Raw genomic sequence first — 25,630 nt, 5'->3', positions numbered from 1 at the left:
CAAATGTCTTGCTAGCTCAGTCGGTAGAGCATCTCACTTTTAATGAGGGGGCCGTTGGTTCGAATCCAACGCAGGACACCATTTTTGGGTTTATGACCCTTTCGTCTAGTGGCTCAGGACTCTACTTTCTCTGTGTAGAAACAGAGGTTCAAATCCTCTAAGGGTCGCCAGATATTTTTTAAATTTTTAGGTCGCTTAGCTCAGTTGGTAGAGCGCCACCCTTACAAGGTGGATGTCATAAGTTCGAGTCTTATAGCGACCACCATTTTAGGTGCAGTGGTAGTTCAGTTGGTTAGAATGCCGCCCTGTCACGGCGGAGGTCGCGGGTTCGAGCCCCGTCCGCTGCGCCATCTATTAAACCTTAGGTTAAGGTCGTGTCTCATAAAGCACCCATTATTGAGTGTCAAATTAAATTTTAAGATTATAAGTTCTAAGATAACACTTTAAGATTTATTATTGCTATTTAATCTTGCCTCGTTAGCTCAGTTGGTAGAGCATATCACTCTTAATGATGGGGTCGTAGGTTCGAGGCCTACACGGGGCACCATCCATTTTGGCCCATTCGTCTAGCGGTTAGGACACCAGCCTCTCACGTTGGTAACACGAGTTCGAGTCTCGTATGGGTCACCATTTCTCTAATCCTTGTTGCTTTTCAATGTATAACATAAAATGTTTTTCTAGAAAAATTTTTAAGAATGTGTACTTATTTGCTTGGCAAATTGCTACTAAAAACGTAAAAATCAATTTTTATAATATTGTGCTTAATGAGTGTGTATTAAGCGATAAATTCTAGAAGTTAGCTTGTAGTAAGCTAAAAAATCTTTATAAATATAATAAAAGTACATCATAGAAACGTGATTACATAGCGTTACAAGTTTTTTGCTTTGATCTATTGGACAAAAAACTTATAAGCATTTTTAATTTTTAAGCTTATAAATCGTAAAACGGCCTACATTTAGTATTGCTGATTTAATAAAATGGTTAATTCCTCTTGATTTATAAAAAGATGCTTAAAATTCAAAGACCATACCAGAGACCATGATAAAACCATATTAAGGCTTACGATAAAATATAGCTCCTTTTATAATATAAAGAGCATTTGGTGGCAATGTAAAAATATTAAAGACGCAATTATAAAGAAAGCTCAACCTTAAATAGCAAAATAAAGGCTAAAATTTAAGCTCAAATATAAAACTAGCAAACAAGCTATCTTTTTGTATTTAGTTTTTACCTATCATATCAAGCTTAGCTTTGCAAGCATCTTTATACGGGCTTACAAAATTTGAGTCAGAGCACTCGTTTAAATAAGGCCTAGCCAACTTAAACTGCTTTTGTCTTATATAAATTTCACTTATCAAATTTAAAGCGTGTAAGCGATCTTCTGGTTCAAGCTTCATGTTTAGTATAAATTTCGCCTCATCAAGTGCCTCACCTAGGTTATCTGTCTTTAATAATGCTTCTGAGTAGTTAAAATTTATCTTTGGCGAAAATGTATTTATTTTGGCTTTTGTTTGTAGCTCAAGAGCTTTTTTAGCATACGTTGTAGCTATGGCGTAGTCATTACTTTTCATCGCATAGTCACTTATGGCTGTATATGCTTCGATAATCTTAAAGTCTTGGCCTCTTAGCTGCTCAATAGCGCTAATGGTTGAGATCGCCTCCATAAAGCGTTTTAACGCGAGCAATGAGTAAAACCTGTCAAAAAGAGATGGTGTTGGATCTGAGTATTCAACTGATGAGCCAAGTGAAAGCGCATCATTTGCAGCAATGATTGCATGCTCGTAGTCTTTATTTTTATATAAAATTTTGCTCAAATTTACCAGCCACTCGACCCTATCTTCTAAATTTTCATCTTTTGCATGAGCTTTTGCCAGCTCAAGTGCATCGTTGTAGCGGGCCGTTCTGTAATAGCAATTAAAGAGCTTAAATTGTGGTAATGAGATTTTATTTATATCGTAGTTTTCAAGTAAATTTATAACAGCCGTGCAATCATCTTTTATAAAATACTCTTTTGTAAGCTCTAGCGCAGCCTCATTTATCAGCTCCATTGCCTTACTTAAATTTCCATCTTTTGCCATGGTTTTGTAAGATAGTGCATCGGAGAATTTGCGCTCTTTAATATCTAGCTCAAGCTCGCTTATTAGAGCCTTTTGGCTAATATTTGTCCCAGCATATTTTTCAATTAGCTCTTTATATCTTGCATGAAGTGCAGTTGCATTTTTATCCTCTTCTTCAAAGAATAACCCATCTTTTGCTTTAGTCACCTCATCAATATAATCACCATATTTAAACTCTGCCTCATATCTATTTAAGTATTCGTATGCTTTTTTCTCATCTTTTGTTTTGGCTAGATTTAGTGCTAAATTTTTTAAAGCAACTTCATAAAAATCTTTCGTCCTATCGCTATTATTTATCAAGATTTCATAAATTTTAGCAGCCACATCAGGCATATCTTTACTTGCAAATGTAGTTGCAAGATTCATCGACTTCGTTGGATTATTCATAAAAAATTTTTCATTCGCATTTGCGATTTTTAGTATAAATTTCTTTGCTTCATCAAATTTTTCTTTATCAATATTTGCATCAGCTAGGCTTAGTGCTGCTCTACTTGCAAGGTCGATGTCGTTTGTGGAGTAAAGCACTTTTTCATAGTCTTTTAGCGCCTCCTTTTGTCTGCCTATTTTATAGAGATAATCAGCATAATCAAGCGCTGCAAGTTTTGTAAATTTTGAGTTTGCATGCTCTTCGTTTAAGATATCAAGCATATATTTTGCATCACTTGCAATGCTATCTTTTAGGTAGGCTCTAGCGATTAGGTAGAGCACCTCTGGATAGTTTTCATCAGATGGGAATTTTCTAATCCAAGCCCTACCTTCGCTTACGATATCTTTTGGCTCGATCTCTTCAAACTCATTTTTTATCTCAAAAATTTTATCAAGAGCCCTTAGACGAAATAGTAAAAATTCACTTGAAAAAAGGCTATTTGGATGCCTTTTTATCGCTGTTTGAGTATCTTTTACTACATTTTCATAAGCGCCCTTTTCATAAGCTCTTTTTATGCTTATGTATATATCAATGTCATTACTATCAAGTCCAGCAATAGGGGCTTTGTTAAGATCAAGCGCTCCGATACTAGGATTTAGCATATCTTTAAAATCAGGTTTAAAATTTAGCCCAGACTTTCTCTTGCTATTTTCACTGAGCGAAGTATCTATGATTATGCTAAAGTGTTTTGAAATGGTTGTTTCTGGGCTATCTTGTACGTTTTGGCTATTATAAAGCTCAGTTTTTATATTTAGCAGTTTTGACGGTGCTTTTGGCATTATGACGATAAAAAGCTTGCCATCTTGCTTTTTGTATTTTATATCCATTAATGGTAGTGTCGTATCTTCAATTTTTGGCAAAATTTCATCATCAAGCATGCAGACATAGCGTTTGGTGTCGTAAGCTAAAATTTGCTCCACGCATTCAAATTCTTGCTCATCGCTTAGCTGAAGGACGCTATAAGGTTTATCACCATTTGCGCCGCTATTTAGGCTAAGATTAAAAGCGGTTAGATAAAGCGGAAAAAATAAAATAATTAAGAGCTTTTTCATGCCGCAATTATAGTTAAATTTTCTAAAATCCTGAAGCAAAGACAAAATGCTCAATAAATTCCAAAATTGCTCCAGAAAATAAAAACGAAAAGGCCGTTCCAGCTACCGCAATGCCAACAATTACTTTTAGCGCCATCGAGATATTTGCAGTGTAGAGATTTTTATCTTTTACGATCGGCTCTTTTAAAAACATAAAGACGATTAGCTTTAAATAGTAATAAATCGCAATGGCAGAATTTATCATAATTATAACGCTAAGAACGACGTAATCAGATTTTATGAGCGATGAAATAAGTATCATTTTGCCCCAAAAGACGCTAAAAGGCGGTATGCCAGCAAGGGCGATCATGAAAATTCCCATTATAACTGCGTAGCTTGGTAAAATTTTTATAAGCCCTGAAAATTTCTCAAATGGATGCTTAAAGCGCTTGTCCCAGCAGACTACATCGTCGCACCTTGCCACCCAGAGCATAGAAAATGCGCCCAAATTTGCAAACAAAAACATGATCCAGTAAAAAAACAAGGCGACATTTGCCTCGTGAGAATTTGCCACAAGTGCACAGAGTACGACACCAGCGTGAGCTATGGAGCTAAAAGCAAGCATCCTTTTTACGTCTTTTTGCACTAGCGCCATGATATTTGCAAGGCTCATCGTAAGCACGGCGATGATGTAGAGCATATCTTTTATCCACAAAATTTGTGAGCCTTCAAGCATCGCAAAAATTCTTAACGCAACGATAAAAGCTGCCACCTTTGGTACGATCGACATATAGCCTGCTAGCGGGGCATTTGAGCCTTCATAAACGTCTGGTATCCATGTGTGAAAAGGTATGAGTGAGAGCTTAAAACCAATAGCTGAGGCGATGAAAACGCAGCCAAGCAAAATGATCAAATTTTGATTTAGGCTAAGATCTTTTATCACAATGCCGATATGAGCGATGTCTATTGAGTTTGTCGCTAGATAAAACATCGCTATTGCCATTGCAAAAAAGCCAGCCGAGAGCGAGCCCATAGCAAAGTATTTAATGGCAGCTTCTACGCTTTTTGCCTTGTTGTGAAGGGCGATTAGCGTATAGAGGCAAAGTGAGCTGATCTCAAGGCCTAAAAAGATGATGAGTAGGTTATTTGAGCTCACCATAAATAAAAATCCAGCTATCATAAACAAAAATAAAGCGTAATACTCGTAAATTTTATACTCAAAATACTCTTTTGTGCTAAGTGCAAGCGGGATAAAAAGGGCTGAAGCGATGAGGATGATGACTTGAGAAATGACCGAAACGCCATCAACTAAAAGCATATTCCAAAAGCTAAGGCTAAGACCGTTAAAATCAAGTATTAGGCCCAAATTTACAAATATTGCGATGATACAAAATACGCAGTAGAAATTTCTTGAAAGATCTTTTTTTATGGTGCCAACGATTAAGATAAAAAGCGCAAAGATTATCATACTAAGCATTGGAGCAACCGAAGATAAAGAAATTTCTTTTAGGTCTAAAAAGGCTATTTCGTTCATAGTTTGCTCCCGCCATTTAAAGATAAAATCTTATCTTTTGTACTGCTATCTACCGCTCTAGTTTGCATTTTATTTATGATATTTTGCACGCTTGGCTCAAGTGGTTTTAGGATTAAATTTGGTGCGATACCAAGAATGATTATGAACAAGCAAAGTGGCACAAGAGCGACTAACTCTTTAAAATTTAGATCTTTTAGACTTAAATTTTTCTCCTTGCACTCGCCAAAAAAGACCCTTTTATAAAGCACCAGCATATAAACAGCGCCCACGATGATACTAAAGCCTCCAAGTAGCGCAAAGAGCTTGTTTAGCTTAAAGACGCCAAGTAGGCTCAAAAACTCACCAACAAAGCCAATGGTTAGTGGCAGGCCGATACTTGCAAGCGTTGCTATAAAAAATACAAGCGCGTATTTTGGCATAACCTTAGCAAGGCCGCCAAATTCGCAAATTTCTTTTGTGTGAGCCCTCTCGTAGATGACGCCAACTAACAAAAATAGCGCGCCACTTACGATGCCGTGGCTTATCATCAAAAATATTGAGCCACCAAGGCCTATTAAATTTAGTGAAAAGATGCCAAGCATGATGACGCCCATGTGTGAAATGGAGCTATAAGCGATCACTTGCTTCATGTCGCTTTGTGCGTAGGCAACAAGGGCTGCGTAGATGATCATGATGATAGCTATGACGCAGACAAAGCCGCTTAAAATTAGGCTCGCATCTGGAAAAAGTGGAAGTGAAAATCTCACAAAGCCGTAAGTACCCATCTTTAAAAGCACGCTAGCAAGCAGCACTGAGCCGATAGTCGGAGCCTCTCCGTGTGCATAAGGTAGCCACGTGTGAAACGGAAATAGCGGAGTTTTGACGCCAAAAGCGAAGAAAAAAGCTAAAAATAGCCAAATTTGAGCACTTTGTCCGATGCCAAGCTTGTACCAGTCAAGCAGGCTAAAGCTAAAGACGCCGCTTTTTTGATAGCACAGATAGCCGATAAAGATGATCGCTACTAGCATAAAGACAGAGCCTAAAAATGTATAGATGAAAAATTTAATCGCAGCGTAAATTCTATTTTTACTACCAAATGCGCCGATGATATAAAGTAGCGGTATGAGGCTAAGCTCCCAAAAGCTATAAAACAAGATCATATCAAGCGCGCTAAAGACGCCCATCATCGTGCTCTCTAAAAAGAGCGCGCTAATAATTAGGTGCTTTAAATTTCCATCATCGCTAAGTGCGGCGATAGAGATGAAGCTCATAAATGCACTAAGTACGATAAGTGCTAGCGAAATGGTGTCGATGCCGACAAAATAGCTGATATTTAGGCTTGGTATGAGCGAGACTTGATGCGTTAAAACAAAGTCATAACCCTGAAAATCGACATTGATGCAGATAAAAATGGCTAGCAAAAGCTCGATCAGCGCGATGCTTGCTCCATAAAATTTTATGCTTTTATTTTCTATTAAAAAGCCAAGTATTGCGCTTATTGCAGGGAAAAATATGATGACACTTAGCATTATTTGGCTCCATTTAATAAAAATATAAAGCTTAAAAGCAAGGCAAATCCTGCGACCATAAATCTAAGCATGATGCTTAAGTCGCCACTTTGCATTTTGTTTGTTAAAAATGCAAATTTATTTAGCACCGTTGCGACTAGATCGACACTACGATCGATTATCATCTCATCAATCTTTTTACAAATTTGTGAAATTAACGTATAGCCATTTATGAAAAATTTCTCATAAAATTTTGGGATAAAGTAGGCATTTTGTAAAATTTTATAAGCTCTGCTCTCACAAATATTCTCTTTAAAAATTTCTTTTTTATAGGCAAATACTGCAAAGCCAGCGCTTGCTAGCACTAGACTAAGTGTTAAAATAAGTAAAAAAATTTCGCTACCGTGAGATAAATTTAGTGAAAAATCTTTTAAGTTTTTTTCTAAAAACTCATTAAAGTTGCTCCAAAAAAAGCCACTTATGACTGAGAGAATTCCAAGTACGCCCATGCCAGCTAGCATATAGTTTTTAGCTTCATGCACGTGTTTCTCGCTCTTTGGCTTTGTAAAAAAGACGAGCATAACAAGCCTAAAGCTATAAAATGCCGTAAGCACTGCACCAAAGAGTAAAATGATCCATAAAAATTTATTTTCACTAAAGGCAACCTCTAAAATTTTATCTTTAGAGAAAAAGCCAGCAAATGGATAAAATCCTGCCAGCGCGCAGCTTGCGATGATAGAAAGGAGCGCAGTTGGCTTCATAAATTTATAAAGTCCGCCCATTTTTTTGATATTTAGCTCATCATGCATCGCGTGCATAACATTGCCAGCGCACAAAAAGAGCAACGATTTAAAAAATGCGTGCGTGACAAGGTGAAAAAGTGCGATCTTATAAGCGCCAAGTGCAGCAGCTACGAACATATAGCCAAGCTGCGAAAGTGTCGAGTAGGCGATGATTTTTTTAAGGTCATTATGCACAAGCGCGATGCTAGCCGCAAATATCGCTACAAATGTGCCAAGGTAAGCGATAAAGTGCGAGACTTCAGGTGCGTTTGTAAAGATAAAATTTGCTCGTATGACTAGATAAACGCCAGCTGTTACCATGGTCGCAGCATGAATGAGTGCAGAGACCGGAGTTGGCCCCTCCATGGCATTTGCAAGCCAAGTGTGAAACGGAAACTGCGCACTTTTGCCCATGGCGCCTATAAAAAGAAGTGTGGCGATGATGCCTAAATTTAGCCCAGAAAAGTCGCTTCTAGCGTTAAAAACCTCGCTAAATTTAAGCGAGCCAAAGCTATAAAATATATAAAAGATACCAACAAGCATAGCAAGATCAGCAACCCTATTCATTATAAAGGCCTCGTTTGCAGCGACGTTTGCACTAGGCCTTTTATACCAAAAGCCAATGAGCAGCCAAGAGCAAAGCCCAACGCCCTCCCAGCCGATGAAAAGGCCTATAAAGTTATCGCTTGATACAAGGACGTTCATACAAAAGACAAAGAGCCCAAGATAACTAAAAAAGCGGTTAAAGCTTGCATCATCTCTCATGTAGCCAACCGAGTAGATATGCACGATACTTGCCACGATACCAACGGTGCTAAGCATAACAAGGCTAATGGCGTCAAGATAGAAGCCAAAATTTAAATCTAGACCGCCAAAATTTATAAATTCTTTTAGTGATAAATTTAGCGGTTCATCTATGCCAAGGCTAGCTGTTAGCATGAGTGAGGCGGTTGTGCTAATAATCATGAGAAGTGAGCAAAAGATACCAAGTAAAAAATTTTTACTACTATGTGAAAAAAGTCCAGAAAAGATAAAGCTAAGAAGCGGGAAAAATAGTGAAATGCAAAATAAAGTCATCTCTTAGCCTTTCATATTTGTCATCGAATCTAGGCTAATGCTGCCAGTCTTTTTATACCAAAGCACCAGTAAGCCAAGCCCCACGGCGACTTCGCTAGCAGCGATAGCCACTATAAAAAATGCAACTATTTGTCCAGTTAGATCAAAGTGGTATTTTGAAATGGCAGCAAGTGCGATATTTGCCGAGTTTAGTAAAATTTCACTTGAGAAAAATAGCATGATCAAATTTCTTCTTCGCATTATGCCAATTAGCCCTATGACAAAGAGCAGACTTGCAAGGATGAGGTAGTGAGTAAGTCCTATCATAGCATCTCCTCTAGCGTATTTTGAGTATTTAGGTCTTTATGTATCAAGATAATGCCAGCAACCATTGCCACAAGAAGCATTACAGCACACATCTCAAAAGCGATCAAATACTTGCTAAAAAGCAAAATCCCAATAGCCTCGATATTGCCAAGCTCGCTAGCAATAGGACTTAATCCATCAAATTTTGCACCATAAATAGGAGCTAAAAATATAAATATTAAAAGAAGCGCTATAAAGCTACTTAAAAGATAGATGGTGATCTTTGTTTTTTTGTTACTTTTTGGCTCACACTCTTTACTGCTATCAAAAAACATCATCGCAAATGCGTATAAAACGACCACCGCGCCTGTATAGACGACGATTTGCACCACGCCTAAAAACTCAGCCCCAAGCAAGAAAAATATAGCTGATATAAAAACCATGCCAGCAGCTAGCGCAGAGACCGCATTTAGGGCGTTTTTGCAAAGCACGCTAAAAGAAAAACTAACTAAAACCAAGGCACTAAAAAGATAAAATGCAAAACTCTCATACATCTTTTGCCCTTTTAAAATTTATACTACTCATCACTTTTTGTCTCATTTTTATTTTCGCTTATAAATGCATTTGGCGTCTTTTTAATTAAGCTATCAGCATTTTTAGGAAGTGCTCCGTATCCTTCAAACTCGCTTTGATCTTTTAAAAATTTATCCTTTGTCAAAAACTCATCTTTTGTGCCAAATATAATCCTGCTCTCACTTGCGACTTCGTACTCTTGCCCGCAGACTATCGCAAGCTCAGGACAAACATCAGCACAAAATCCACAATACACGCATCTGCTTAAATTTATCGAGTAGCTTGCAACCTTTTTGCGGCCATCTTCACCAAGTGAAGTTTTCATCGAAATGCAGTTACTAACGCAAATTTTCTCACATAACCCACACCCAATGCAACGTTCATTTTCACTTTCAACAAATTTTAAAAGCTTGTGAATACCCCTATATCTAGCGTTTAGCTCCATCTTTTGCATAGGGTATTTTAAAGTATGTGACTTGCTAAAGAGCATCTGCTTTATCGTGACTTTTAGTCCGATCAAAAGATCAGGCTTAAATGTGATAGCGATGAAGTGCTTAAATTTATTAAACGTGCTCTTTGGCTTTAACTTTTCATCTATTAAAATATATTTTTTCTCACTCATTCTTCGCCTTAGATTAGTAGCATAAAGCCAGTGATTACGATATTTAAAATTCCAAGCGGAAGCAAAATTTTCCAGCAAAATGCACTTAACTGATCAACTCTTAAATGTGCCCATGAAGCCCTTACCCAAAGAAAAAAGAAAAAGACAATGCTTGATTTTAAGATGATCATCAAAGCACCTGGGATAAATAAAAATTCGTTAAATCCACCTAAAAATAAAATCGTAATGATGATGCTAGCAGCGATCATATTTGTGTATTCGCCGATGAAAAACATCGCCCATCTCATGCCGCTATACTCGGTGCCATAACCTGCCACTATCTCTGTTTCGTTTTCTGTTAAGCAAAATGGTGTTCTATTGCACTCCACAAAGCTTGCTATTAAAAAGAGTAAAAATGCAAGGGGCTGCTTGAATATAAGCCAGCCAAAAATTCCTTTTTGATAGTTGTTTATATCCACAAGTGAGAGTGAGCTAGTTACCATTACGACGCTTAAAAGAGCCATGCCAGCGACTATTTCGAAACTAAGAAGTGAGACTACTGCGCGAGCCGCGCTAATTAGTGCAAATTTATTATAGCTTGCAAGACCTGCTGCAAGTGGAGAGAAGACGCAAACCGAAGCAACACCAGCGATGTATAAAATACCAACATTTATATCCGCAAGTATCGGTCTAATCGTATGTCCAAAAATTTCAAACTCAGGCAAAAATGGCACAGGTGCAAGCGCTGCAAATGCGGCAATAGCTGATATTAGTGGAGCTATTAAAAAGATAAATTTATTCGTATTTGCTGGCACGATGTCCTCTTTTGTAAAGAGTTTTATCATGTCAGCTACTATTTGTAAAATCCCAGCTGGCCCTACCATATCAGGTCCCACGCGGCGCTGCATGTAGGCTAATACCTTTCTCTCAGCATAAGTTGCAAGCCCTGCAAGGCTTGCCATGACGGCTAAGATGACCACAGCTTTAACGATAGTGCTTAGCACAAAAAATAGTGTTTCACTCATCTTTTGCCTTTATGATTTTAACTGCGGCGTAGCTTTTGCCATTAAATATAACGCCCACATCAAGTTTGTCGTCATAATCACCTAAATACGCAGCGACTCCGCCAAGCTCGCTATCAAGCTCCACGCAAATGGCAAGCTTATGCCCATCTTTTTCTAAAATAATCGCTTCATTTTGTGAAATTTCAAATTTAGCCATAAATTCGCTACTTGCATAAAGCTTCGCTCTTTTAGCTGTTTGAGTGGCATAGTTTGCAAAAAATGATGGCAAATTTATAGGATTTGCAAGACTTATAAGTGCTTCGTCATCTTTTAAATTTATACTCTTGCTATCTTTTAAAAGTGGCTCTATATCATCATTTGGTGTAAAATTTGAAATTTCAAGCTTGTAGCCTCTGTGACTTGTTCCGTCGTTTGCGTAAAAATTTTCTAAATCATCAAAATTAATGCCTTTGTAACCCTTTTCTTTTGGTAAATTTGGCGTGTAATCAATCGTATTTTTAGCCATTAGTCCAAGTGCATTTGCAATATCGTTTAGAAAATAACCTTTGTGCGGTATCGCCACATTTGTTGGCACTAAGGCGTTATTTATGCTTGTAAATGTGCCTTCTTGCTGATTTAGTGCGCTAGCATCGATATCGCCTTCAAAGATGCTAAATTTATAATCGCCATTTTCGTTATAGCCAAGCGTCTTGCCAGGCTTTTTCTCGCTTGCAAGAGTGCAAATTTTAGCAACGCCAATTGAGTTTGTGCGTGGTGGTATTAGCATCACACGAAACGGCGTAGCTCTTGCGATCACTCCAGTAAGTGCGGCTAGTAAATTCGCATTTTCATCTGTGTAAAAATCGCTTCCTAAAATGAGCGTAAATTTGCTTTTGCCATCACTTAAAGCCGGTATATCTAAGCCAAAATTTTCATCAAAATTTTCAAGTTTTGATGTAAGTGCGCTAGGTAAATTTTTACCCCAGTTTTTAAGTATAAAAAGTACAATTTGCTCTAATTTTCCAGCTTCATGCGCTACATAGATAAAATTTTTAGAATATTTTTTAACGATTTCATCGGCTATGTGATGAAAGTAAATTCCAGCTGCTTTATTCATTTTTAAAGCGTTATTTAACTTAAAGCTTGTCACTGGACTCTCATGCCTTAAGAAACTGCCAGCAGTGATGATAAAATCGCTATTTTTAATATCTTCATAGTCTGCGTTATATGAGCTAAGCCCACTAAATTCGCTAAATTTATTTAAAAATTTTTGATAATTTAGCGCCTCATTATTTATTAAATTTAGATCAAATTTCTCTCTTAAACGCTCTAAAATAAGGCCCTCTTCGTTCGTGATAAAGCTATTAAATTTTATATTTTTGATCGCACCATTTTTAATATTTAAAACAATCTCTTCAAATTTCTCTTCATTCTTACAGGCAAGCTCGTTGTGAAAGTCATAACCAAACCTAGCTGCTCCACTTATCTCGCCAAATGTAAAATCATTGCTGACGCGGTAAATTTGCTTACTTCTATCGCTAGTGCTCTTTTCTTTTACGTCATAGTAAATTAGCTCGCAGTCGCTTTGATGTGGATTTGCTGCTGGGATAGGGTTTAGCTCCCAGATATTTGTGCTATATTGAAAATGCGAACTAATAAGCGCTCCAGTAGGGCAAACGCTGATACACTCGCCACAAAATGAGCAATCAAGACTCTCGCCCACGCTTGGACCTATTAAGCTTTTTTGCATCTTACTAAAAACTGCGTAGGCATCTTTTGGCATACTCTCTTTTAGCTCTTTTGGCACCTCAACGCCCCTTGGTACGGTCTTTAGCGCACTCTCTCCGATTCTATCTTTACAAACAGTGACACATCTTTCGCAGACTATGCAAAGAGCTGGATCGTAGTTGATTAGCCCCCATTTTTTATGCGGTTTGTGCGTATCAGCGATGGCAAATTTTTGTTCATTTACTTTTAGATGCGTGGTTAAATTTTGTAGTTCACATTCGCCACTTTTGTCACAAACGCCACATTGAATCGGATGATTTACGCAGTAAGTCTGCATGATCGCATTTCGCTCGGCAGCGATTTCTGGTGTGTTTGTATAAATTTGCATATCCTCTTTTGCTTTGGCGTTGCAGCTATAAACTACTTTGCCGTTTGCCTCGACCATGCAAAGCCTACAAGCAAGAGTTGGTGAGCAGCCGCTAAGATAGCAAAGAGCTGGGATATAAATTCCATTTGCTCTTGCGATATTTAGGATGCTCTCTCCCTCATCTGCTTCTAAAATTTGATCATTTATGCTTATTTTCATTTACTAACTACTACTTGTTTAAATGCGTATCCATCAAAATTTTTTACGCCAAAAATCGCAACTGTGCCTTTTAGCGAATGGTCTAGTTTAAATTTTGCCGTCACGCTAAAATCTTTTGCTTTAAGCTCTAGCATATCGCCATCTTTTGCCTTTGCTACGATACCAAATTGCACGCCGCCCACGATCTCATCGCTTGCGTTTTTATTTAGATAAACGACCGCTCCGTCAAAATTTTCAAGCTCTTTTAGCTCGTCTATTTTGTGATAATCATTAAATTCTTTCCTGCAACCACCAGCCAAAACGACATTTTTGCCTAAAATTTCAAGTAGCCAAAAGATCGCATCTTTATCTGGATGAGTAAAAAATGAATCATCAATAACGATGTTTTTAACGTCCTTTATCCACTCGCCTAGCTCTTCAAATTCCTCTTCACCAACATTGCACTCGCCACTTATCAGCCCATCATCAAGCTCGCTAAAAAACTCATCGCAAGATAAATTTGCGTATTTGCAAAGAAGAGCTAAGACGTAGCTTATTGAGCCTATTTCGCAGCGGATTAAATTTTCGCCGCCAAGCTCGCTATCTTCGATGCAAGAGATGTATTTAAACTCATGCTCTTTTATCTTTTTTGCTAAATTTTTATCGCTCAAGCTTAGTAAATTTGCGATGCTTAAGCTTTTGCCTGCTACTAGATCATTAAATTTCATATCTTGCCCTTTTTTATCGTTAATGCCCAATCAACTTGGTTAAATTTAAGCGAGTTCATCACCTCGCAGTTTAGGTTATAAGCCAAATTTACGGCCTTTGTGACACCGCTGTAATCCCCTATCTCAAACAAAAATATCACCACTTCGCCTGGCTCGCTCGCCTTTATCTGCTGCCCAAGAGTGCTCAAAAACTCGCCCTTTAGATGCCTAAGATCGACCCTTATCATCTATCGACCTCGCCTAAGATGATATTTGTGCTGCCAATTATCGCAGCCACATCTGCCACGTACTGCCCAACTAGCATATCTTCATAAATAGCGCAGTGCCAAAAGCTTGGCGTGCGAATTTTTAGGCGATACGGGCTTGCGCTGCCGTCTGAGTTTATATAAATTCCAAGCTCGCCCTTTGGCGACTCGCTAGCAAAGTAAATTTCGCCCTTTGGTGGCTTTAGCCCCTGAGTTATCAGCACAAAATGCTGCATAAGTGAGTAGTTTTGGCTCATTATCTGCTCTTTTGAGGCGCTCACATACTCTGGTGCGTCGGCGATGATAGCGGGACTACTTGTCTGATACTTGCTAACGCACTGCTTTAAAATTTTCACGCACTCGCGCATCTCTTTCATATAAAGCAGGTATCTTGCGTAGCAGTCGCCCTTGGTGGCGTAAGGCACGTCAAATTCTAGCTCGTCGTAGATGAGATATGGCTCTTCTTTTCTTATATCACGCGCCACACCGCTTGCTCTTAGCATGACGCCAGAGCAGCCGCTACTAAGGGCTAGCTCTTTGCTAATTATGCCCACATCTACAAGCCTTGCTTGCCAAATTCTATTTTCACTTAGCAGATCTTCATAAAGTGTGATATCGCTTGGAAATTTTTCACAAAATTTAAGCAGCTCCTCGCACCAGCCATCTGGCAGGTCAAGCGGCACGCCACCGATCCTTATGGAGCTATGAGTTAGCCTTGCGCCGCAGTATTTTTCTATGAGATCAAGGACATATTCGCGCTCTCTAAATGCATATAAAAAGACGCTCATAGCCCCCACGTCAAGGGCGTGCGTAGCTAAAAATAAAAGGTGCGAACTAATGCGGTTTAGCTCCAAAAGCATCACTCTAATGATCTGCGCACGGCGAGGCACTTCGATACCGCAAAGCTTCTCTACAGCCGCACAAAACGCGTAGTTATTCGCACTTGAGGCGATGTAATCAACCCTATCAGTCACTGGGATAAATTCCTGATAGGTCATATTTTCAGCCATCTTTTCAACGCCTCGGTGCATGAAGCCAACCTCTGGCATAGCGCGCACGACCTTTTCGCCATCAAGCTCAAGCACAAGCTTTAACTGACCATGTGCGCTTGGGTGCTGTGGGCCAAAATTTAGTATCATCTTGCCGTCATTTTGCTCAAATTCTAAATTTTCAAAAAATGGTTTTAAGCGGTTTGGTGACTGGCTCAAGGTCTTTCCTTTACTATTTGGCTCTCGTTAAATTTAGCCTTTTTGACAAATTTTACGCCGCCATCTTCTTGATACTCGTACTCTTCGCTAAACACCCTTGAAAATCCAAAGGTATCTTTCTCTTCAATATAAGCTGGATCGCGGTTCTCTTCGCCGATTTGCTCTCTAAACTCACTTCCAAAAATTTTATCCACCTCGTACCATTTGGCAGCCTCGTCGCCCACTAGCGGATAGCTCTTTAGTAGTGGGTGTGAGTGCCAGTCATCAGGCATGATGAGGCGCTTTAAATTTGGATGATCTTTAATGAGAACTCCACTTAGATCATACATCTCGCGCTCAGCCCAGTTTGCGCTTTTATAAAGCTCGCAAACGCTTTTTAGCATTTCGTCTTTTTTAACAAAGCATTTTACGCGTGCGCGTCTATTTTTACTGATACTAAGCAATTGATAAAAAACTTCATACCCGCTTTTTTGACTTATGAAATCGACCGCAGCAAGCTCGCAAAGCTGCTCGTAGCCAAAGTTTTTTAGTGTCTCAAGCGCTTTAAAATTTTCACTAGAATTTACATAAATTACAAGCTGATCAAACTCCACGTAGCTAGATAAAATTTCTACTCCGCTTTGTCCTAAGATAGCTAGCTCCTCATTAAATTTAGAACCTTTTACTTCATTTTTTGAAGCCTGCTTTTCTATGTAAAATTTCTCTTTGTAATACTGCTTTTTTTGCAGATCATTCTTTGGCTTATAATCTCTCATATCTCGAGCTTTCTTGGCTTTTGCGCCCTAAATGCACTTTGCTTTCTTATCTTTTTTTGAAGCATCATAAGTGCGTATTGAAGCGTTTCTGGACGCGGGGCGCAGCCTGGGATGTAGATATCAACTGGTATTATGCGGTCTACACCTTGAACGGTTGAATAGGTGTTAAACATACCACCAGTATTTGCACAGCTACCCATTGAGATGACCCATTTTGGCTCAGGCATCTGATCATAAAGGCGCCTTGTAAACTCAGCGTGCTTTTTGGTTAGCGTGCCAGCTATGATCATCACCTCTGAGTGTCTTGGGCTAGCCCTAAAAATGGTACCAAACCTATCAAAGTCATACCTACTAGCGCCACTTGCCATCATCTCTATCGCACAGCAAGCAAGCCCGTAGCTAAGTGCCCAAAGTGAGTTGCTCCTGCCCCATTGAACTAGCTTATCAACGGTTGTTAAAACGACTGGCAAGCCACCATTTGCAGCGTAATTTATCTGATGCTTTGCCATTTAAAGACTCCTTTTTGCCAAGCGTAAGCAAAGCCAATTAATAAAATCGCCACAAAAAGCAGCATCTCGATAAATCCAAATACTCCAAGTAGCCTAAAATCCACTGCCCATGGATACATAAAGATGACCTCAACATCAAACAAAATAAATAAAATTCCATAAAAAAAATAGTGGATATTTATCTTGTTTGGTTGTTTTACTGTGGTTGGACCACACTCGTAAAAGCCAAGTTTTAGACGCTGGGTATTGCGGTTGGCTAGTTTTTTGCTTATTTTTGAAGATAAGAATGTTATTAAACAAAATGAACAAGTCGCTAGTAAAAGTATGATAAATGCACCAAAATAGGTGCTTTCAAGCTCTGAATGTGACATACTTTGCCTTTTTTAATTTTTAAGATTCTACTAAATTTAAATTTATTTGAGCTTGAAATGACTTAAGAGTAGGGTGAGTATTGTGTTTTTGTGTAAAAATTACTCCTATTTTATCTTCTCAACTGCGTCTTTTGCAGCGCTTATTCGCTCGCTCTCGTCTAGCTCACGCACAAAGCCATCTTTTACTAAGATGATCCTAGTTGCTACATCAAAATAGCTATCATCGTGACTAACAGCGATTATGCTGATGCCCTTACTTTGTAAAAATGGCAAAATTTCTTTGTAAAATTTTCGCTTAAAGAGCGGATCTTGATCGGCTGCCCATTCATCTAGGATAAGGATAGAGCGGTGCTCTAAAATAGCTATTAGTAGGCTTAGACGCTTTCGCTGACCGGTTGAGAGTTGCGTGGTACTAAGCTTATTATCTATGACACTTACTTTTTTGTCGATCTCAAGCAAGGCTAAAAGCTCGTTTATTTCGTTTTGGCTAGCAAAGCCATTATGAGAGAGCGTTTGTGAAAATAGATAAAAATCAGCAAAAATAGCGCTAATCTTTGCCTGATAGCTTTGTAAATTTCCTTCATCTATCTTTGTGCTATCAAGGTAAATTTCGCCACTACTTGGGCGCATAAGGCCACAAAGTAAATTTATAAGCGTGCTTTTGCCACTGCCATTTTTACCGATGATAAACGTTATCTCGCCGCGTTTGATCTCTAAATTTACGCCTTTTAGGCTAAATTTGCCGTGAGTGTAGTTGAAATTTATATCTTTTAGTTTTATGTTTTGCCAATTATCGCTTAGGCTATCGTCAAATTTAAAGCTTTCCTTAAATTTATTTAAATTTAAACTCATGATCTTTTCTAAACTTACTTTTGCGCTAAGTGCAGCTGGTATGGAGCCAACCATGCTCATAAATGAGCCTCTTAAAAATAGTATCGTAAGACTTATGCTAAGTGCTGTTTGCAGGCTCGCCCAGTCAAATGCCACGCACAAAAATACACAAAGTCCAACTGAGCCAAGCAGCATAATGTTTGTAAAATTATCACTTAATGCGTGATAGATATCGGCCTTTACCATATTTTGGCGTTTTTTATCGCCTGTAAAATTTAACTCATCAAAGCAGACACTTGCCCTTGCTCTATTTAAACTAAGCTCTCTATGCCCCTCTACGATATCGTCGTAGTGCTTTTGCAATGCGTCATCTTGAACTCTAGAATGCTTAAAATAAAGATGAATTTTTTTCATAAAAAGCGTATTTATAAAAAGAGTCGCACCGATCCAAACGGATAAAAAGATAAAAATTTTTGGAGCGATTACACAAAGGTAGATGCTAGCACAGACGATAAAAACTAAGCTTTGTATGAAGCCAGTAGCGCTCATAAAGGCAAATGTGATCGTTTTTATGTCGTTGTTTAGGCTAGCTATAATCTTTGCCTTGCCGATCTCGTTTATCACGCTATTTGGCGTATCTAAAATTTGCTTTACACTTTGATATCTTAGCTCGTAGATAAATTTATGCCCAAAATTTGTAAGCGATATATTTGCGGCGATGGCGCTTATAAAAAATAAAAGTAAGACTGCTATAAATTTAATTGCAAGAATCGGGTCAAATTCTTTTAAACTTACAAGCTCATTATTTATAAATGAAAGGGTCCAGACACCAAGTCCGCTAAATACGAGTGTTAATAACACTATTTTAGAAATTTGATAGATGTTTTTTTTAATTAAATTTGCAAGCATTACATCGCAGCTCGTGGCTGAATGATATTTGGCTCATACTTTTGTTCAGTATTTTCGCTCATTATACGAAGCACTTTGCTTCGTTTTATCTTAGCATCATCTTTAAATATCGCACGCACTTTGTCCATGCCAGCGTAAAAATCACGCATAAGCACGATGCAGATATATTTGCCAAAAAATGTCGGCTTAATAATGCCATTTTCTTCATATACTGCATTTACAAGCTTAAGTAAGCTAAGCTCCATAAATAAGGCTTTGTTAATGTTTGTGCTATTTTCATCGTTATATCTTTTAATATCAACTCCGCCATCAAAAAGCCTTGTTAAAAACGTGTATTTAAGTCGCTCTTTCTTGCTAAAACCACATTTTGCGATGACTGGGCTTTGCCTATCCTTGATCTTTCTGCCGTAGTCAAGTAGGTTAAAGGCGTTTATAACAAGCTCGCCGTCAAGGAAGCTAAATGCGCCGCTACCCACGCCCACGTACTCTAAATTTGAGCCAACATATTCGTCGCGAAGGTCAGCACTTTTTTCGTTTGAAAACGCCCAAGCATTGCTCTGCTTGTATCCGCCCTTAGCAAATTCACTCACGATGATCTCGTAAAATTCACGCTCGTTATCTACGTTTGAAACGCCAAGCGAGCGAGCTATATTCTCTCTTGTTAGCTCTGATTTCATAAGTGGATAGAAGGTGATCTGCTGCGGAGAGATCGATTTTGCAGTATTTATGTCGTTTATAAGCTGCTCTTTTGTTTGATTTGGCAGGTTAAAGATGAGATCCAGGCTAATGACTGGGATCTTACCAAGAGCAAGCTCAAGCTTTCTTTTTATCTCCTTGGCTGAGCCGAATTTTTCGTATCTGCCAACTCTTTTTAATGTTTCATCATCAAAGCTTTGTACGCCAACGCTTAAGCGATCAATTAACCCATCAAATCTAGATAAACTCTCGGGTGAGATGTGATTTGGATCGCTTTCTGCTGAAATTTCTTCTATACTAAAAAGCTCTTTTGCAAGCTTAAGCGTTTTCTCAAGCTCAGGCTCATTTATAAGCGTCGTGCCACCGCCAACATAAAGTGAATCAAAGTCAAATCCAGCCTCTTTAACCTGCCTCATCTCCTCACGTAAATTTTCAAAGTAAATTTTTGCAAGCTCTTGCTCATAGTGGTACTTATGAAACGAGCAATACGGGCAAAATGTGTGACAAAATGGTACATGTGCATAGAGCATATACTTTTTGTCTTTTTTGGGAGTTTTGGTGTAGGTTGTGGTTAAAATGTCTATATTAAATTCATTATATAGTGATCTTTGAATAGAATTATGAGCGTAATTCACGGCAAAATTCTCAACAATATTTTTAAAGATCATAACTAATCGCCTTAAATAAGTTTGGTTTTAAATTGATGTGTTAGGATAGCTAACTTTTAATAAATTTAGCCTTGTGCTAAAGAAATTTTTAGCTTGGCCAGATAAATTTGGCCTATAGATTTTAATTTTTTGAATCCGCAAATTTCACGTATCGATCAAATTTTAGCCCCAAAGATTAAGGAAATTACTCTTTGGCTCTTGAGATAATTTTGCTTGAGTCTAGCTCAAATTTTACTCCATCTTTTGTCTCTAAATAATAGAATTTACCTAAAGTTGAAAGAGCTTTGATGTTGTGAAGTTTTATAACTTCATCATTTTTTTCAAAATAAGTCACACATTCCCTTTTAAATAGCTTAACGCTTGCATTTTCTTCTTTTAGCACTGTGTTATTGCTATCTACACTATAGCTTAAAATTTTGTTTTGAAAATTGATTTTTTTTGCTTTTTTTAAATTTAATTCTTTACCTTTTTTATCGGTAAATTTTAAACAATCGCTAAAAACTAAAATATTTTTTGAAATACTCCCATTACTTTCTTTAATTTCAATACTTAAATTATTGTCAATGTATGAGGAAGCTTCTTTGCTTTCAAAAAGAGTTATTTCACTAATATCACAAACTTTTTTCGGTAAAGTACCTAATGCACTTTTTTCAATAGATAAAGACTTATATTCTACGTTACCTATATCAAATAATTGAGCTGCGTACTGTGGGCAATAAATAAGAGAAAATAAAGAAACTATAACAATTAAAATTTGTACCAATGTTTCATTATTTTCTTTGTATATGTCTTTTGTAAGCAATAACAAACCGATAACCAGCATCAAATAAAAAAATAAAAGAAAAAGGGATAAAGATATATAACGTACATAATTATCTTGAGAGAAAAAAGTAGCAAATACTAACATTATAACAGCTACAAAAAATGATATAAAAAATACAAAAAGTCTTTCATTACTCATTTTAGGACAAGCTAAGTAGTGTATAACATAATACGAACAACAAAATAATATTAAATAAAAAATAAAAGCTATGCAAATAGCAGTATTTACATCAGCAATATTAATCCATGTAATACAATTTAAAAGAATATAATATAGAACAAGTAATACAAAAAAAGCTACTGGAATAGTAAGAATAAAAGTAAGCCAAGAAAAATATAACTTTTTAGTCTCATTGTTCAATAAGTATTTCTCATAATGCAACGGATATAATGCAACGGGCAATATAACAAAACTAGCAAAAACAGCTACAATAAAAAGTAATAATGCGCCAATATAAAAAATATCAGAACCACTTAAAACTGGAAAGTAACCGATAAAAATACCAAAATATGCAAAATAGCAAATCACGCTAACCAAGCTAATGCCAGATAGTATCAGCGGATGAAATTTTAAAATGCTGTTTAAATAATCTTTAATACTTTTTTGTTCATAAAAATTTGCTAAATAATATTCAAAGTACTTATTGTAGAGTAATTCTTTTTTTATATTAAATGACTCTTTGTTAAACAATTCTTCTTTTTTATTACTAATATACTCATCACTTATCTTTGCTTTTTTAAATTTATCTTCAATACTTTCCTTACTCAAAGAAGCTGAAATTTCCTTTTTTAATTCCATAACCTCTTTTTTTATATCATCTTTTATATTGTTTATATCTATATCTTCAATACGATTTTTCTTTTCTTTGATCAGTAAATTCAATATTTTTGATTGTCTTGAGTCTTTGCATTCACAATTTGAAAAAGTTTTTTCTAAAAAGTTAGCAAAACCTTTAATTCTGGCTATCTCATCTGCTTTTTTATATTGCAGATCAGACAAATAATAAGCAAAATACTCACTGCCAACCAGTTCTTTTTTTATTACATCTATTTTACTATCTAGTATTTTATCTAGATACTTTTGGCTTATTTTTGTTTTTAAAATTTTATCATCAAATTTGTCCTCTTTAAAAGCATTTAATATTTTATTTTTAATCACTAAAATTTTAAAAATTATCTGTTGTCTTACGCTTTTTACTTCTTTTAATATTTTATTAAAATCTCCTTTGTTTAATTCAAAATATAGTCTTTTTTCTTTCTCTAGAAGAGCGCTTAGCTGACCATATTCATTATTATATTGGTCAAGGTCACAAAATGTATCTTTTAAAAATTCTATAAATCCATCAATTCTGACAATATTTTCATCTTTTTCATTTAAAATATCTTGGTAATTCAAATTTGTCTCCTCGAAAAATTTAACTATGCAAGCACCTTTGTGATTTCACTCCAGCCCAAATTCTCAGCAAATTCAGCTGCCGTTTTGCCACTTTTTGTGCGGGCATTTTTGTCAGCACCGTTTTCTAGCAAGAGATTTACAAGATTTAAATTTCCTGCGATCGCCTCATTGTGAAGCTGCGTATAGCCAAACTCATCAGCATCCGTGACCATATTTGGGTGCTCTTTTATATATTGTTTTACTTGGTCATATGTATTTTTGCTCATTGGATGCTCTATCAAATTTTCAGGGTGCTCTTTTTGCTCGTAAACTACCAAAATATCGTTAAAATCACCAAAATCAAGCCCCCACTCTTTATCGTGCTCTTTTAGCTCTTTCTTTTGCATGCGTGAGCGCATCGCCTGCACGCTAAATCCGCCGTATGCGCGTCCATCTATCGCAAAGAGCCAGTCGCTCATCTCGTCTATCTTTGCGCTTATTTGATCGCCTAATTTCACGTTTTGTACGCTATCTGGCTCATTTATAAGCGTACCATATATCGTTTCGCCGTCAAATTCCACATCGTCTATCCACATGTGCTCGCCGACTTCTTCGCCATTTACGACATCTAAGAAGCAAATTTTTACCATCGCATAATCAAGCATAGGTACGATCCTGTGGCGCTCCCAGTAAACCTCACGCCAAAAATATCTAAAGCTCTCTCTGGCCTGCTCAAACGCACGCTGCATATAGTCTTCGTCGCTACTTACAAAATAGATTGGCATTTGCTTACCAAGATCGATTTGTTTACCGAGAATTTTCTTAAAAAAGCTCATTTTTTGTCCTTATTTTTTATTTTAGATAGATCAAATTTGAATGCAAAATGATAAGGTAAATTTCACTCATAAATCCGACAAATTTTAAATCCAAAAATTACGTAATGATTTCAAAATTTAGCCTACCAACTTCAAATTTAAACAAAAATGTCGTGAGATGGATTTAAATGTTACGACGAAAAAATAAGCGTGCGCTAGGCATACAGCCTGTGGAGTGAAAATTTTTCTAGCTCATTTAAAGGCACTCACGAGAGGTCATTATTTTAGATTTTTAAAGCTTATTGGAAGTTCTAAATTTAACCCCCTAACCAGCTTTATACACTCCTGCAAGTCATCTATGCTTTTACTTGTCACTCTGATCTCTTCACCCCTGATCTGCGCGCTCACCTTGATCTTTGAGTCTTTGATCGCTTTGGTGATCTTTTTTGAGTTTTCACCGTCAAGCGTATCGTTTAGCTTTAGCGTCGCTTTTAAATTTCCACCACTCGCTGGCTCCCTTTTTGTCTCCGTGATCGCAACTGGTGGGATGTTGCGCTTGATGAGCTTTGAGATCACGATGTCCTTTAGTGCGTCGATCTTATTATCACTTGAGCTAAGAAGCGTGATAAATTTCTCTTTTTCATTTAGCTCGACTTCAGCTGCAAGCCCTTTAAAATCATACCTAGCCGCAATCTCTTTTTTTGCCGTCTCAAGAGCATTTTTAACCTCCATCATATCGACCTCGGCACTTATATCAAAACTATGCTCAGTTGCCATTTTTATCCTTTCAAATTTATTTAAATAGCCCTTTGATCTTCTCAAAAAGCGACTTTTTGCCAGTCTCTTCTTGATTTATAGCCTCGCCAATCTGTTGCACAGCGGTCTGTGCGTAGATGATAGCACCCTTTGGATCGCAGTTAAAGAGGTTTGAATATGAGCTTGATTTGTTTAGATCAAGTGGATTTGGCTCCACGACCTCGGTGGCCTCAAGCAGGCCTATTTTTAGCTCGTATGCGTAGTTTAGAGCATCTAAAAATGCAGGTAAATTTTGCGCGTAAAAACCATCAATTGCCTCTTTTATCTCGCCACCTGCTTCATAGTCAGCCTTTAGTTTAGCTACGTTTTTAGCACTCACATAAGCGCCACAACAGTAGTTTTCGGTGATCTCATTGTAAATTTCGCCACTAAATCTATCCAAAAACTCACTTGGTAAAATTTTTCGCCAGTTGCTAATGTAGTTTTTAAATTTCTCATTTTGCTGGGCCAAAGAGCTTAGCGCTGTGCCTCGAGTGTAAAAATACTTTCTAAAAAATCCTTGTGTGACGGCGATACAAAAGCCGTGAGTTTTGTTAAAAATTTCATCGTCTTTATACTGCAACGCAGCACTTAGCGTATCTTTGTACTTTTGCGCGTAAAATTCCTCTACGCCAGCCTTACTAGCAAGCGCTAAAACCTCGTCAAATTTACCAGCCCTTGCAAGCTCAAGTGCCTCAAAATACCACTTTGAAATTTCATCTTCGCTAATGGCGTGATAGCTTATATCATAGCCCATTACTTGCTCTCATTGATGAAATTTTCGATGTTTGTGACAATCTTTGCGATGAGCGTCTTTCTAGCCTCCAAGCTACCCCATGCCACGTGTGGCGTGATGAGTAGATTTGACTTCTTTTTTACATTTAAAAATGGGCTATTTTTGCTCATTGGCTCGCTCTCCAAAACGTCCGTACCAAAGCGTAAATTTCTCTCGTCTATCGCCCTTGCCATCGCCGCTTCGTCCACTATGCCACCACGTCCTAAATTTAGTACTATTGCCTCATTTTTTAGCAAATTTATCTCATTTGCACCCAGCAAATTTCTAGTTTTTTCATTTAGTGGTGCATGGATGCTGATGATGTCGCTACTTCTTAGTAGCTCGTCTAAGCTTTTTTGCTTAAATTCGCTATTTTTATTTGCTCCGCTTGTCGAGTAATAGCTCACGTTTGCGCCAAATGCACGCGCCACTGACGCCACGCTGCGTCCTATCTCGCCAAGCCCGATGATGCCAAATTCTTTGTCAGCGATCTCGCTGATATCTGCGCCAAGATAGGTAAAAATTTCACTCTTCACCCACTCGCCACTTTTTACGTAGTGATCATAAAATTTGATGTGATTTGTTAGCTCAAAAAGCATCGCAAATGTGTGCTGCACGACGCTTGCGGTTGAGTAGCCAGCGACGTTTTTAACAGCTATATTTTTGGCTTTTGCATGCCCTAGATCGACATTATTCATCCCAGTTGCACTTATGCAGATAAGCTTTAAATTTGTCGCCTCCATCACGGCTTTGTCGATGATGACCTTGTTTGTGATAACGACATCAACGCCCTTTAGACGTGGCATGATCTCTTCGCTTTTAGTTTTTTGATAGCTAATAAACTCGCCAAATTTCTTAAAAACACTAAGATCTACGTTTTCTCCAAGCGTTGCCGCGTCTAAACAAACGATCTTCAT

Annotated in this window: 22 protein-coding genes and 6 tRNA genes; 6 read left to right on the top strand and 22 right to left on the bottom strand. The window is 37.5% G+C overall.

Annotation, left to right across the window (positions count from 1 at the left end):
- The first annotated feature begins 5 nt into the window (after positions 1–5).
- From A3223_RS06945 to A3223_RS06920, 6 genes are all read left to right on the top strand, one after another.
- Positions 6–81 (top strand) — tRNA-Lys (locus tag A3223_RS06945).
- A 13-nt stretch (positions 82–94) separates the two neighbouring features.
- Positions 95–170 (top strand) — tRNA-Glu (locus tag A3223_RS06940).
- A 19-nt stretch (positions 171–189) separates the two neighbouring features.
- Positions 190–265 (top strand) — tRNA-Val (locus A3223_RS06935).
- An 8-nt stretch (positions 266–273) separates the two neighbouring features.
- Positions 274–350, top strand: a tRNA-Asp gene (locus A3223_RS06930).
- Positions 351–471: 121 nt separating this feature from the next.
- Positions 472–547: transfer RNA gene (locus A3223_RS06925), tRNA-Lys, on the top strand.
- Positions 548–555: 8 nt separating this feature from the next.
- Positions 556–630 (top strand) — tRNA-Glu (locus A3223_RS06920).
- 590 nt (positions 631–1,220) lie between these two features.
- Here the strand turns inward: A3223_RS06920 and A3223_RS06915 are convergent.
- From A3223_RS06915 to A3223_RS06810, 22 genes are all read right to left on the bottom strand, one after another.
- Positions 1,221–3,596, bottom strand: a complete 2,376-nt coding sequence (locus tag A3223_RS06915) for a tetratricopeptide repeat protein (RefSeq protein ID WP_084109794.1) — start codon at positions 3,594–3,596, stop codon at positions 1,221–1,223.
- Between the two features lie 22 nt (positions 3,597–3,618).
- Positions 3,619–5,109 (bottom strand): NADH-quinone oxidoreductase subunit NuoN, encoded by a 1,491-nt coding sequence (gene nuoN, locus A3223_RS06910; protein ID WP_084109702.1) that lies wholly within the window; start codon positions 5,107–5,109, stop codon positions 3,619–3,621.
- A complete protein-coding gene (locus tag A3223_RS06905) occupies positions 5,106–6,617 on the bottom strand; it encodes an NADH-quinone oxidoreductase subunit M (RefSeq protein ID WP_084109701.1) in 1,512 nt (503 codons plus the stop codon). The genes nuoN and A3223_RS06905 overlap by 4 nt, the downstream gene beginning before the upstream one ends.
- Positions 6,617–8,455, bottom strand: a complete 1,839-nt coding sequence (gene nuoL, locus A3223_RS06900) for an NADH-quinone oxidoreductase subunit L (RefSeq protein WP_084109700.1) — start codon at positions 8,453–8,455, stop codon at positions 6,617–6,619. Before nuoL ends, A3223_RS06905 begins: the two co-directional genes overlap by 1 nt.
- Before the next feature lie 3 nt (positions 8,456–8,458).
- Complete coding sequence (nuoK, locus tag A3223_RS06895; protein ID WP_084109699.1) at positions 8,459–8,761, bottom strand: NADH-quinone oxidoreductase subunit NuoK; 303 nt, start codon at positions 8,759–8,761, stop codon at positions 8,459–8,461.
- Positions 8,758–9,294 carry an NADH-quinone oxidoreductase subunit J gene (locus A3223_RS06890; RefSeq protein ID WP_084109698.1) on the bottom strand — a complete coding sequence of 179 codons (537 nt, stop codon included), beginning with the start codon at positions 9,292–9,294 and terminating at the stop codon, positions 8,758–8,760. Before A3223_RS06890 ends, nuoK begins: the two co-directional genes overlap by 4 nt.
- 23 nt (positions 9,295–9,317) lie before the next feature.
- Positions 9,318–9,935, bottom strand: a complete 618-nt coding sequence (gene nuoI, locus A3223_RS06885; protein ID WP_084109697.1) for an NADH-quinone oxidoreductase subunit NuoI — start codon at positions 9,933–9,935, stop codon at positions 9,318–9,320.
- 8 nt (positions 9,936–9,943) lie between these two features.
- Positions 9,944–10,939, bottom strand: a complete 996-nt coding sequence (nuoH, locus tag A3223_RS06880) for an NADH-quinone oxidoreductase subunit NuoH (protein ID WP_084109696.1) — start codon at positions 10,937–10,939, stop codon at positions 9,944–9,946.
- Positions 10,932–13,232 carry an NADH-quinone oxidoreductase subunit G gene (locus A3223_RS06875; RefSeq protein WP_084109695.1) on the bottom strand — a complete coding sequence of 767 codons (2,301 nt, stop codon included), beginning with the start codon at positions 13,230–13,232 and terminating at the stop codon, positions 10,932–10,934. Before A3223_RS06875 ends, nuoH begins: the two co-directional genes overlap by 8 nt.
- Positions 13,229–13,939 (bottom strand): NADH dehydrogenase, encoded by a 711-nt coding sequence (locus A3223_RS06870; RefSeq protein ID WP_084109694.1) that lies wholly within the window; start codon positions 13,937–13,939, stop codon positions 13,229–13,231. Before A3223_RS06870 ends, A3223_RS06875 begins: the two co-directional genes overlap by 4 nt.
- A complete protein-coding gene (locus tag A3223_RS06865) occupies positions 13,936–14,166 on the bottom strand; it encodes an NADH-ubiquinone oxidoreductase subunit E family protein (RefSeq protein WP_084109693.1) in 231 nt (76 codons plus the stop codon). The genes A3223_RS06870 and A3223_RS06865 overlap by 4 nt, the downstream gene beginning before the upstream one ends.
- Positions 14,163–15,392: an NADH dehydrogenase (quinone) subunit D gene (nuoD, locus tag A3223_RS06860; protein ID WP_084109692.1), complete on the bottom strand. Its 1,230-nt coding sequence runs from the start codon at positions 15,390–15,392 to the stop codon at positions 14,163–14,165. The genes A3223_RS06865 and nuoD overlap by 4 nt, the downstream gene beginning before the upstream one ends.
- Positions 15,389–16,147 carry an NADH-quinone oxidoreductase subunit C gene (locus tag A3223_RS06855; protein WP_084109691.1) on the bottom strand — a complete coding sequence of 253 codons (759 nt, stop codon included), beginning with the start codon at positions 16,145–16,147 and terminating at the stop codon, positions 15,389–15,391. The genes nuoD and A3223_RS06855 overlap by 4 nt, the downstream gene beginning before the upstream one ends.
- Entirely contained in the window at positions 16,144–16,656 is a 513-nt protein-coding gene (locus tag A3223_RS06850) for a NuoB/complex I 20 kDa subunit family protein (protein WP_012001120.1), read from the bottom strand. The genes A3223_RS06855 and A3223_RS06850 overlap by 4 nt, the downstream gene beginning before the upstream one ends.
- Positions 16,638–17,027: an NAD(P)H-quinone oxidoreductase subunit 3 gene (locus tag A3223_RS06845; protein ID WP_084109690.1), complete on the bottom strand. Its 390-nt coding sequence runs from the start codon at positions 17,025–17,027 to the stop codon at positions 16,638–16,640. The genes A3223_RS06850 and A3223_RS06845 overlap by 19 nt, the downstream gene beginning before the upstream one ends.
- Positions 17,028–17,132: 105 nt before the next feature.
- Positions 17,133–18,767: a multidrug ABC transporter permease/ATP-binding protein gene (locus A3223_RS06840; protein ID WP_084109689.1), complete on the bottom strand. Its 1,635-nt coding sequence runs from the start codon at positions 18,765–18,767 to the stop codon at positions 17,133–17,135.
- On the bottom strand, positions 18,767–20,131 hold the full coding sequence (locus A3223_RS06835; RefSeq protein ID WP_084109688.1) for a coproporphyrinogen III oxidase family protein: 1,365 nt from the start codon (positions 20,129–20,131) through the stop codon (positions 18,767–18,769). Before A3223_RS06835 ends, A3223_RS06840 begins: the two co-directional genes overlap by 1 nt.
- A 184-nt stretch (positions 20,132–20,315) precedes the next feature.
- The gene (locus A3223_RS06830; RefSeq protein ID WP_084109687.1) at positions 20,316–22,349 is read right to left on the bottom strand and encodes a hypothetical protein; all 2,034 of its coding nucleotides are present in this window, start codon (positions 22,347–22,349) and stop codon (positions 20,316–20,318) included.
- A gap of 23 nt (positions 22,350–22,372) precedes the next feature.
- The gene (locus A3223_RS06825) at positions 22,373–23,164 is read right to left on the bottom strand and encodes a YegJ family protein (RefSeq protein ID WP_084109686.1); all 792 of its coding nucleotides are present in this window, start codon (positions 23,162–23,164) and stop codon (positions 22,373–22,375) included.
- Positions 23,165–23,422: 258 nt separating this feature from the next.
- Entirely contained in the window at positions 23,423–23,920 is a 498-nt protein-coding gene (locus A3223_RS06820) for a YajQ family cyclic di-GMP-binding protein (protein WP_021089472.1), read from the bottom strand.
- Between the two features lie 16 nt (positions 23,921–23,936).
- Positions 23,937–24,695, bottom strand: coding sequence for a hypothetical protein (locus tag A3223_RS06815; RefSeq protein WP_084109685.1), 759 nt, complete (start codon positions 24,693–24,695; stop codon positions 23,937–23,939).
- Positions 24,695–25,630, bottom strand: coding sequence for a D-2-hydroxyacid dehydrogenase (locus tag A3223_RS06810; RefSeq protein WP_084109684.1), 936 nt, complete (start codon positions 25,628–25,630; stop codon positions 24,695–24,697). Before A3223_RS06810 ends, A3223_RS06815 begins: the two co-directional genes overlap by 1 nt.

It is taken from the genome of Campylobacter concisus (assembly GCF_002092855.1).
GTDB lineage: Bacteria > Campylobacterota > Campylobacteria > Campylobacterales > Campylobacteraceae > Campylobacter_A > Campylobacter_A concisus_AI.
This window is presented reverse-complemented; position numbering and strand designations above follow the sequence as displayed.

What these genes read in the sequence shown, in the direction of transcription:
- A3223_RS06915 (WP_084109794.1), bottom strand. Translation starts at nt 3,596, where the DNA reads ATGAAAAAGCTCTTAATTATTTTATTTTTTCCGCTTTATCTAACCGCT.
- nuoN (WP_084109702.1), bottom strand. Translation starts at nt 5,109, where the DNA reads ATGAACGAAATAGCCTTTTTAGACCTAAAAGAAATTTCTTTATCTTCG.
- A3223_RS06905 (WP_084109701.1), bottom strand. Translation starts at nt 6,617, where the DNA reads ATGCTAAGTGTCATCATATTTTTCCCTGCAATAAGCGCAATACTTGGC.
- nuoL (WP_084109700.1), bottom strand. Translation starts at nt 8,455, where the DNA reads ATGACTTTATTTTGCATTTCACTATTTTTCCCGCTTCTTAGCTTTATC.
- nuoK (WP_084109699.1), bottom strand. Translation starts at nt 8,761, where the DNA reads ATGATAGGACTTACTCACTACCTCATCCTTGCAAGTCTGCTCTTTGTC.
- A3223_RS06890 (WP_084109698.1), bottom strand. Translation starts at nt 9,294, where the DNA reads ATGTATGAGAGTTTTGCATTTTATCTTTTTAGTGCCTTGGTTTTAGTT.
- nuoI (WP_084109697.1), bottom strand. Translation starts at nt 9,935, where the DNA reads ATGAGTGAGAAAAAATATATTTTAATAGATGAAAAGTTAAAGCCAAAG.
- nuoH (WP_084109696.1), bottom strand. Translation starts at nt 10,939, where the DNA reads ATGAGTGAAACACTATTTTTTGTGCTAAGCACTATCGTTAAAGCTGTG.
- A3223_RS06875 (WP_084109695.1), bottom strand. Translation starts at nt 13,232, where the DNA reads ATGAAAATAAGCATAAATGATCAAATTTTAGAAGCAGATGAGGGAGAG.
- A3223_RS06870 (WP_084109694.1), bottom strand. Translation starts at nt 13,939, where the DNA reads ATGAAATTTAATGATCTAGTAGCAGGCAAAAGCTTAAGCATCGCAAAT.
- A3223_RS06865 (WP_084109693.1), bottom strand. Translation starts at nt 14,166, where the DNA reads ATGATAAGGGTCGATCTTAGGCATCTAAAGGGCGAGTTTTTGAGCACT.
- A3223_RS06855 (WP_084109691.1), bottom strand. Translation starts at nt 16,147, where the DNA reads ATGAGAGATTATAAGCCAAAGAATGATCTGCAAAAAAAGCAGTATTAC.
- A3223_RS06850 (WP_012001120.1), bottom strand. Translation starts at nt 16,656, where the DNA reads ATGGCAAAGCATCAGATAAATTACGCTGCAAATGGTGGCTTGCCAGTC.
- A3223_RS06845 (WP_084109690.1), bottom strand. Translation starts at nt 17,027, where the DNA reads ATGTCACATTCAGAGCTTGAAAGCACCTATTTTGGTGCATTTATCATA.
- A3223_RS06840 (WP_084109689.1), bottom strand. Translation starts at nt 18,767, where the DNA reads ATGCTTGCAAATTTAATTAAAAAAAACATCTATCAAATTTCTAAAATA.
- A3223_RS06835 (WP_084109688.1), bottom strand. Translation starts at nt 20,131, where the DNA reads ATGATCTTTAAAAATATTGTTGAGAATTTTGCCGTGAATTACGCTCAT.
- A3223_RS06825 (WP_084109686.1), bottom strand. Translation starts at nt 23,164, where the DNA reads ATGAGCTTTTTTAAGAAAATTCTCGGTAAACAAATCGATCTTGGTAAG.
- A3223_RS06820 (WP_021089472.1), bottom strand. Translation starts at nt 23,920, where the DNA reads ATGGCAACTGAGCATAGTTTTGATATAAGTGCCGAGGTCGATATGATG.
- A3223_RS06815 (WP_084109685.1), bottom strand. Translation starts at nt 24,695, where the DNA reads ATGGGCTATGATATAAGCTATCACGCCATTAGCGAAGATGAAATTTCA.
- A3223_RS06810 (WP_084109684.1), bottom strand. Translation starts at nt 25,630, where the DNA reads ATGAAGATCGTTTGTTTAGACGCGGCAACGCTTGGAGAAAACGTAGAT.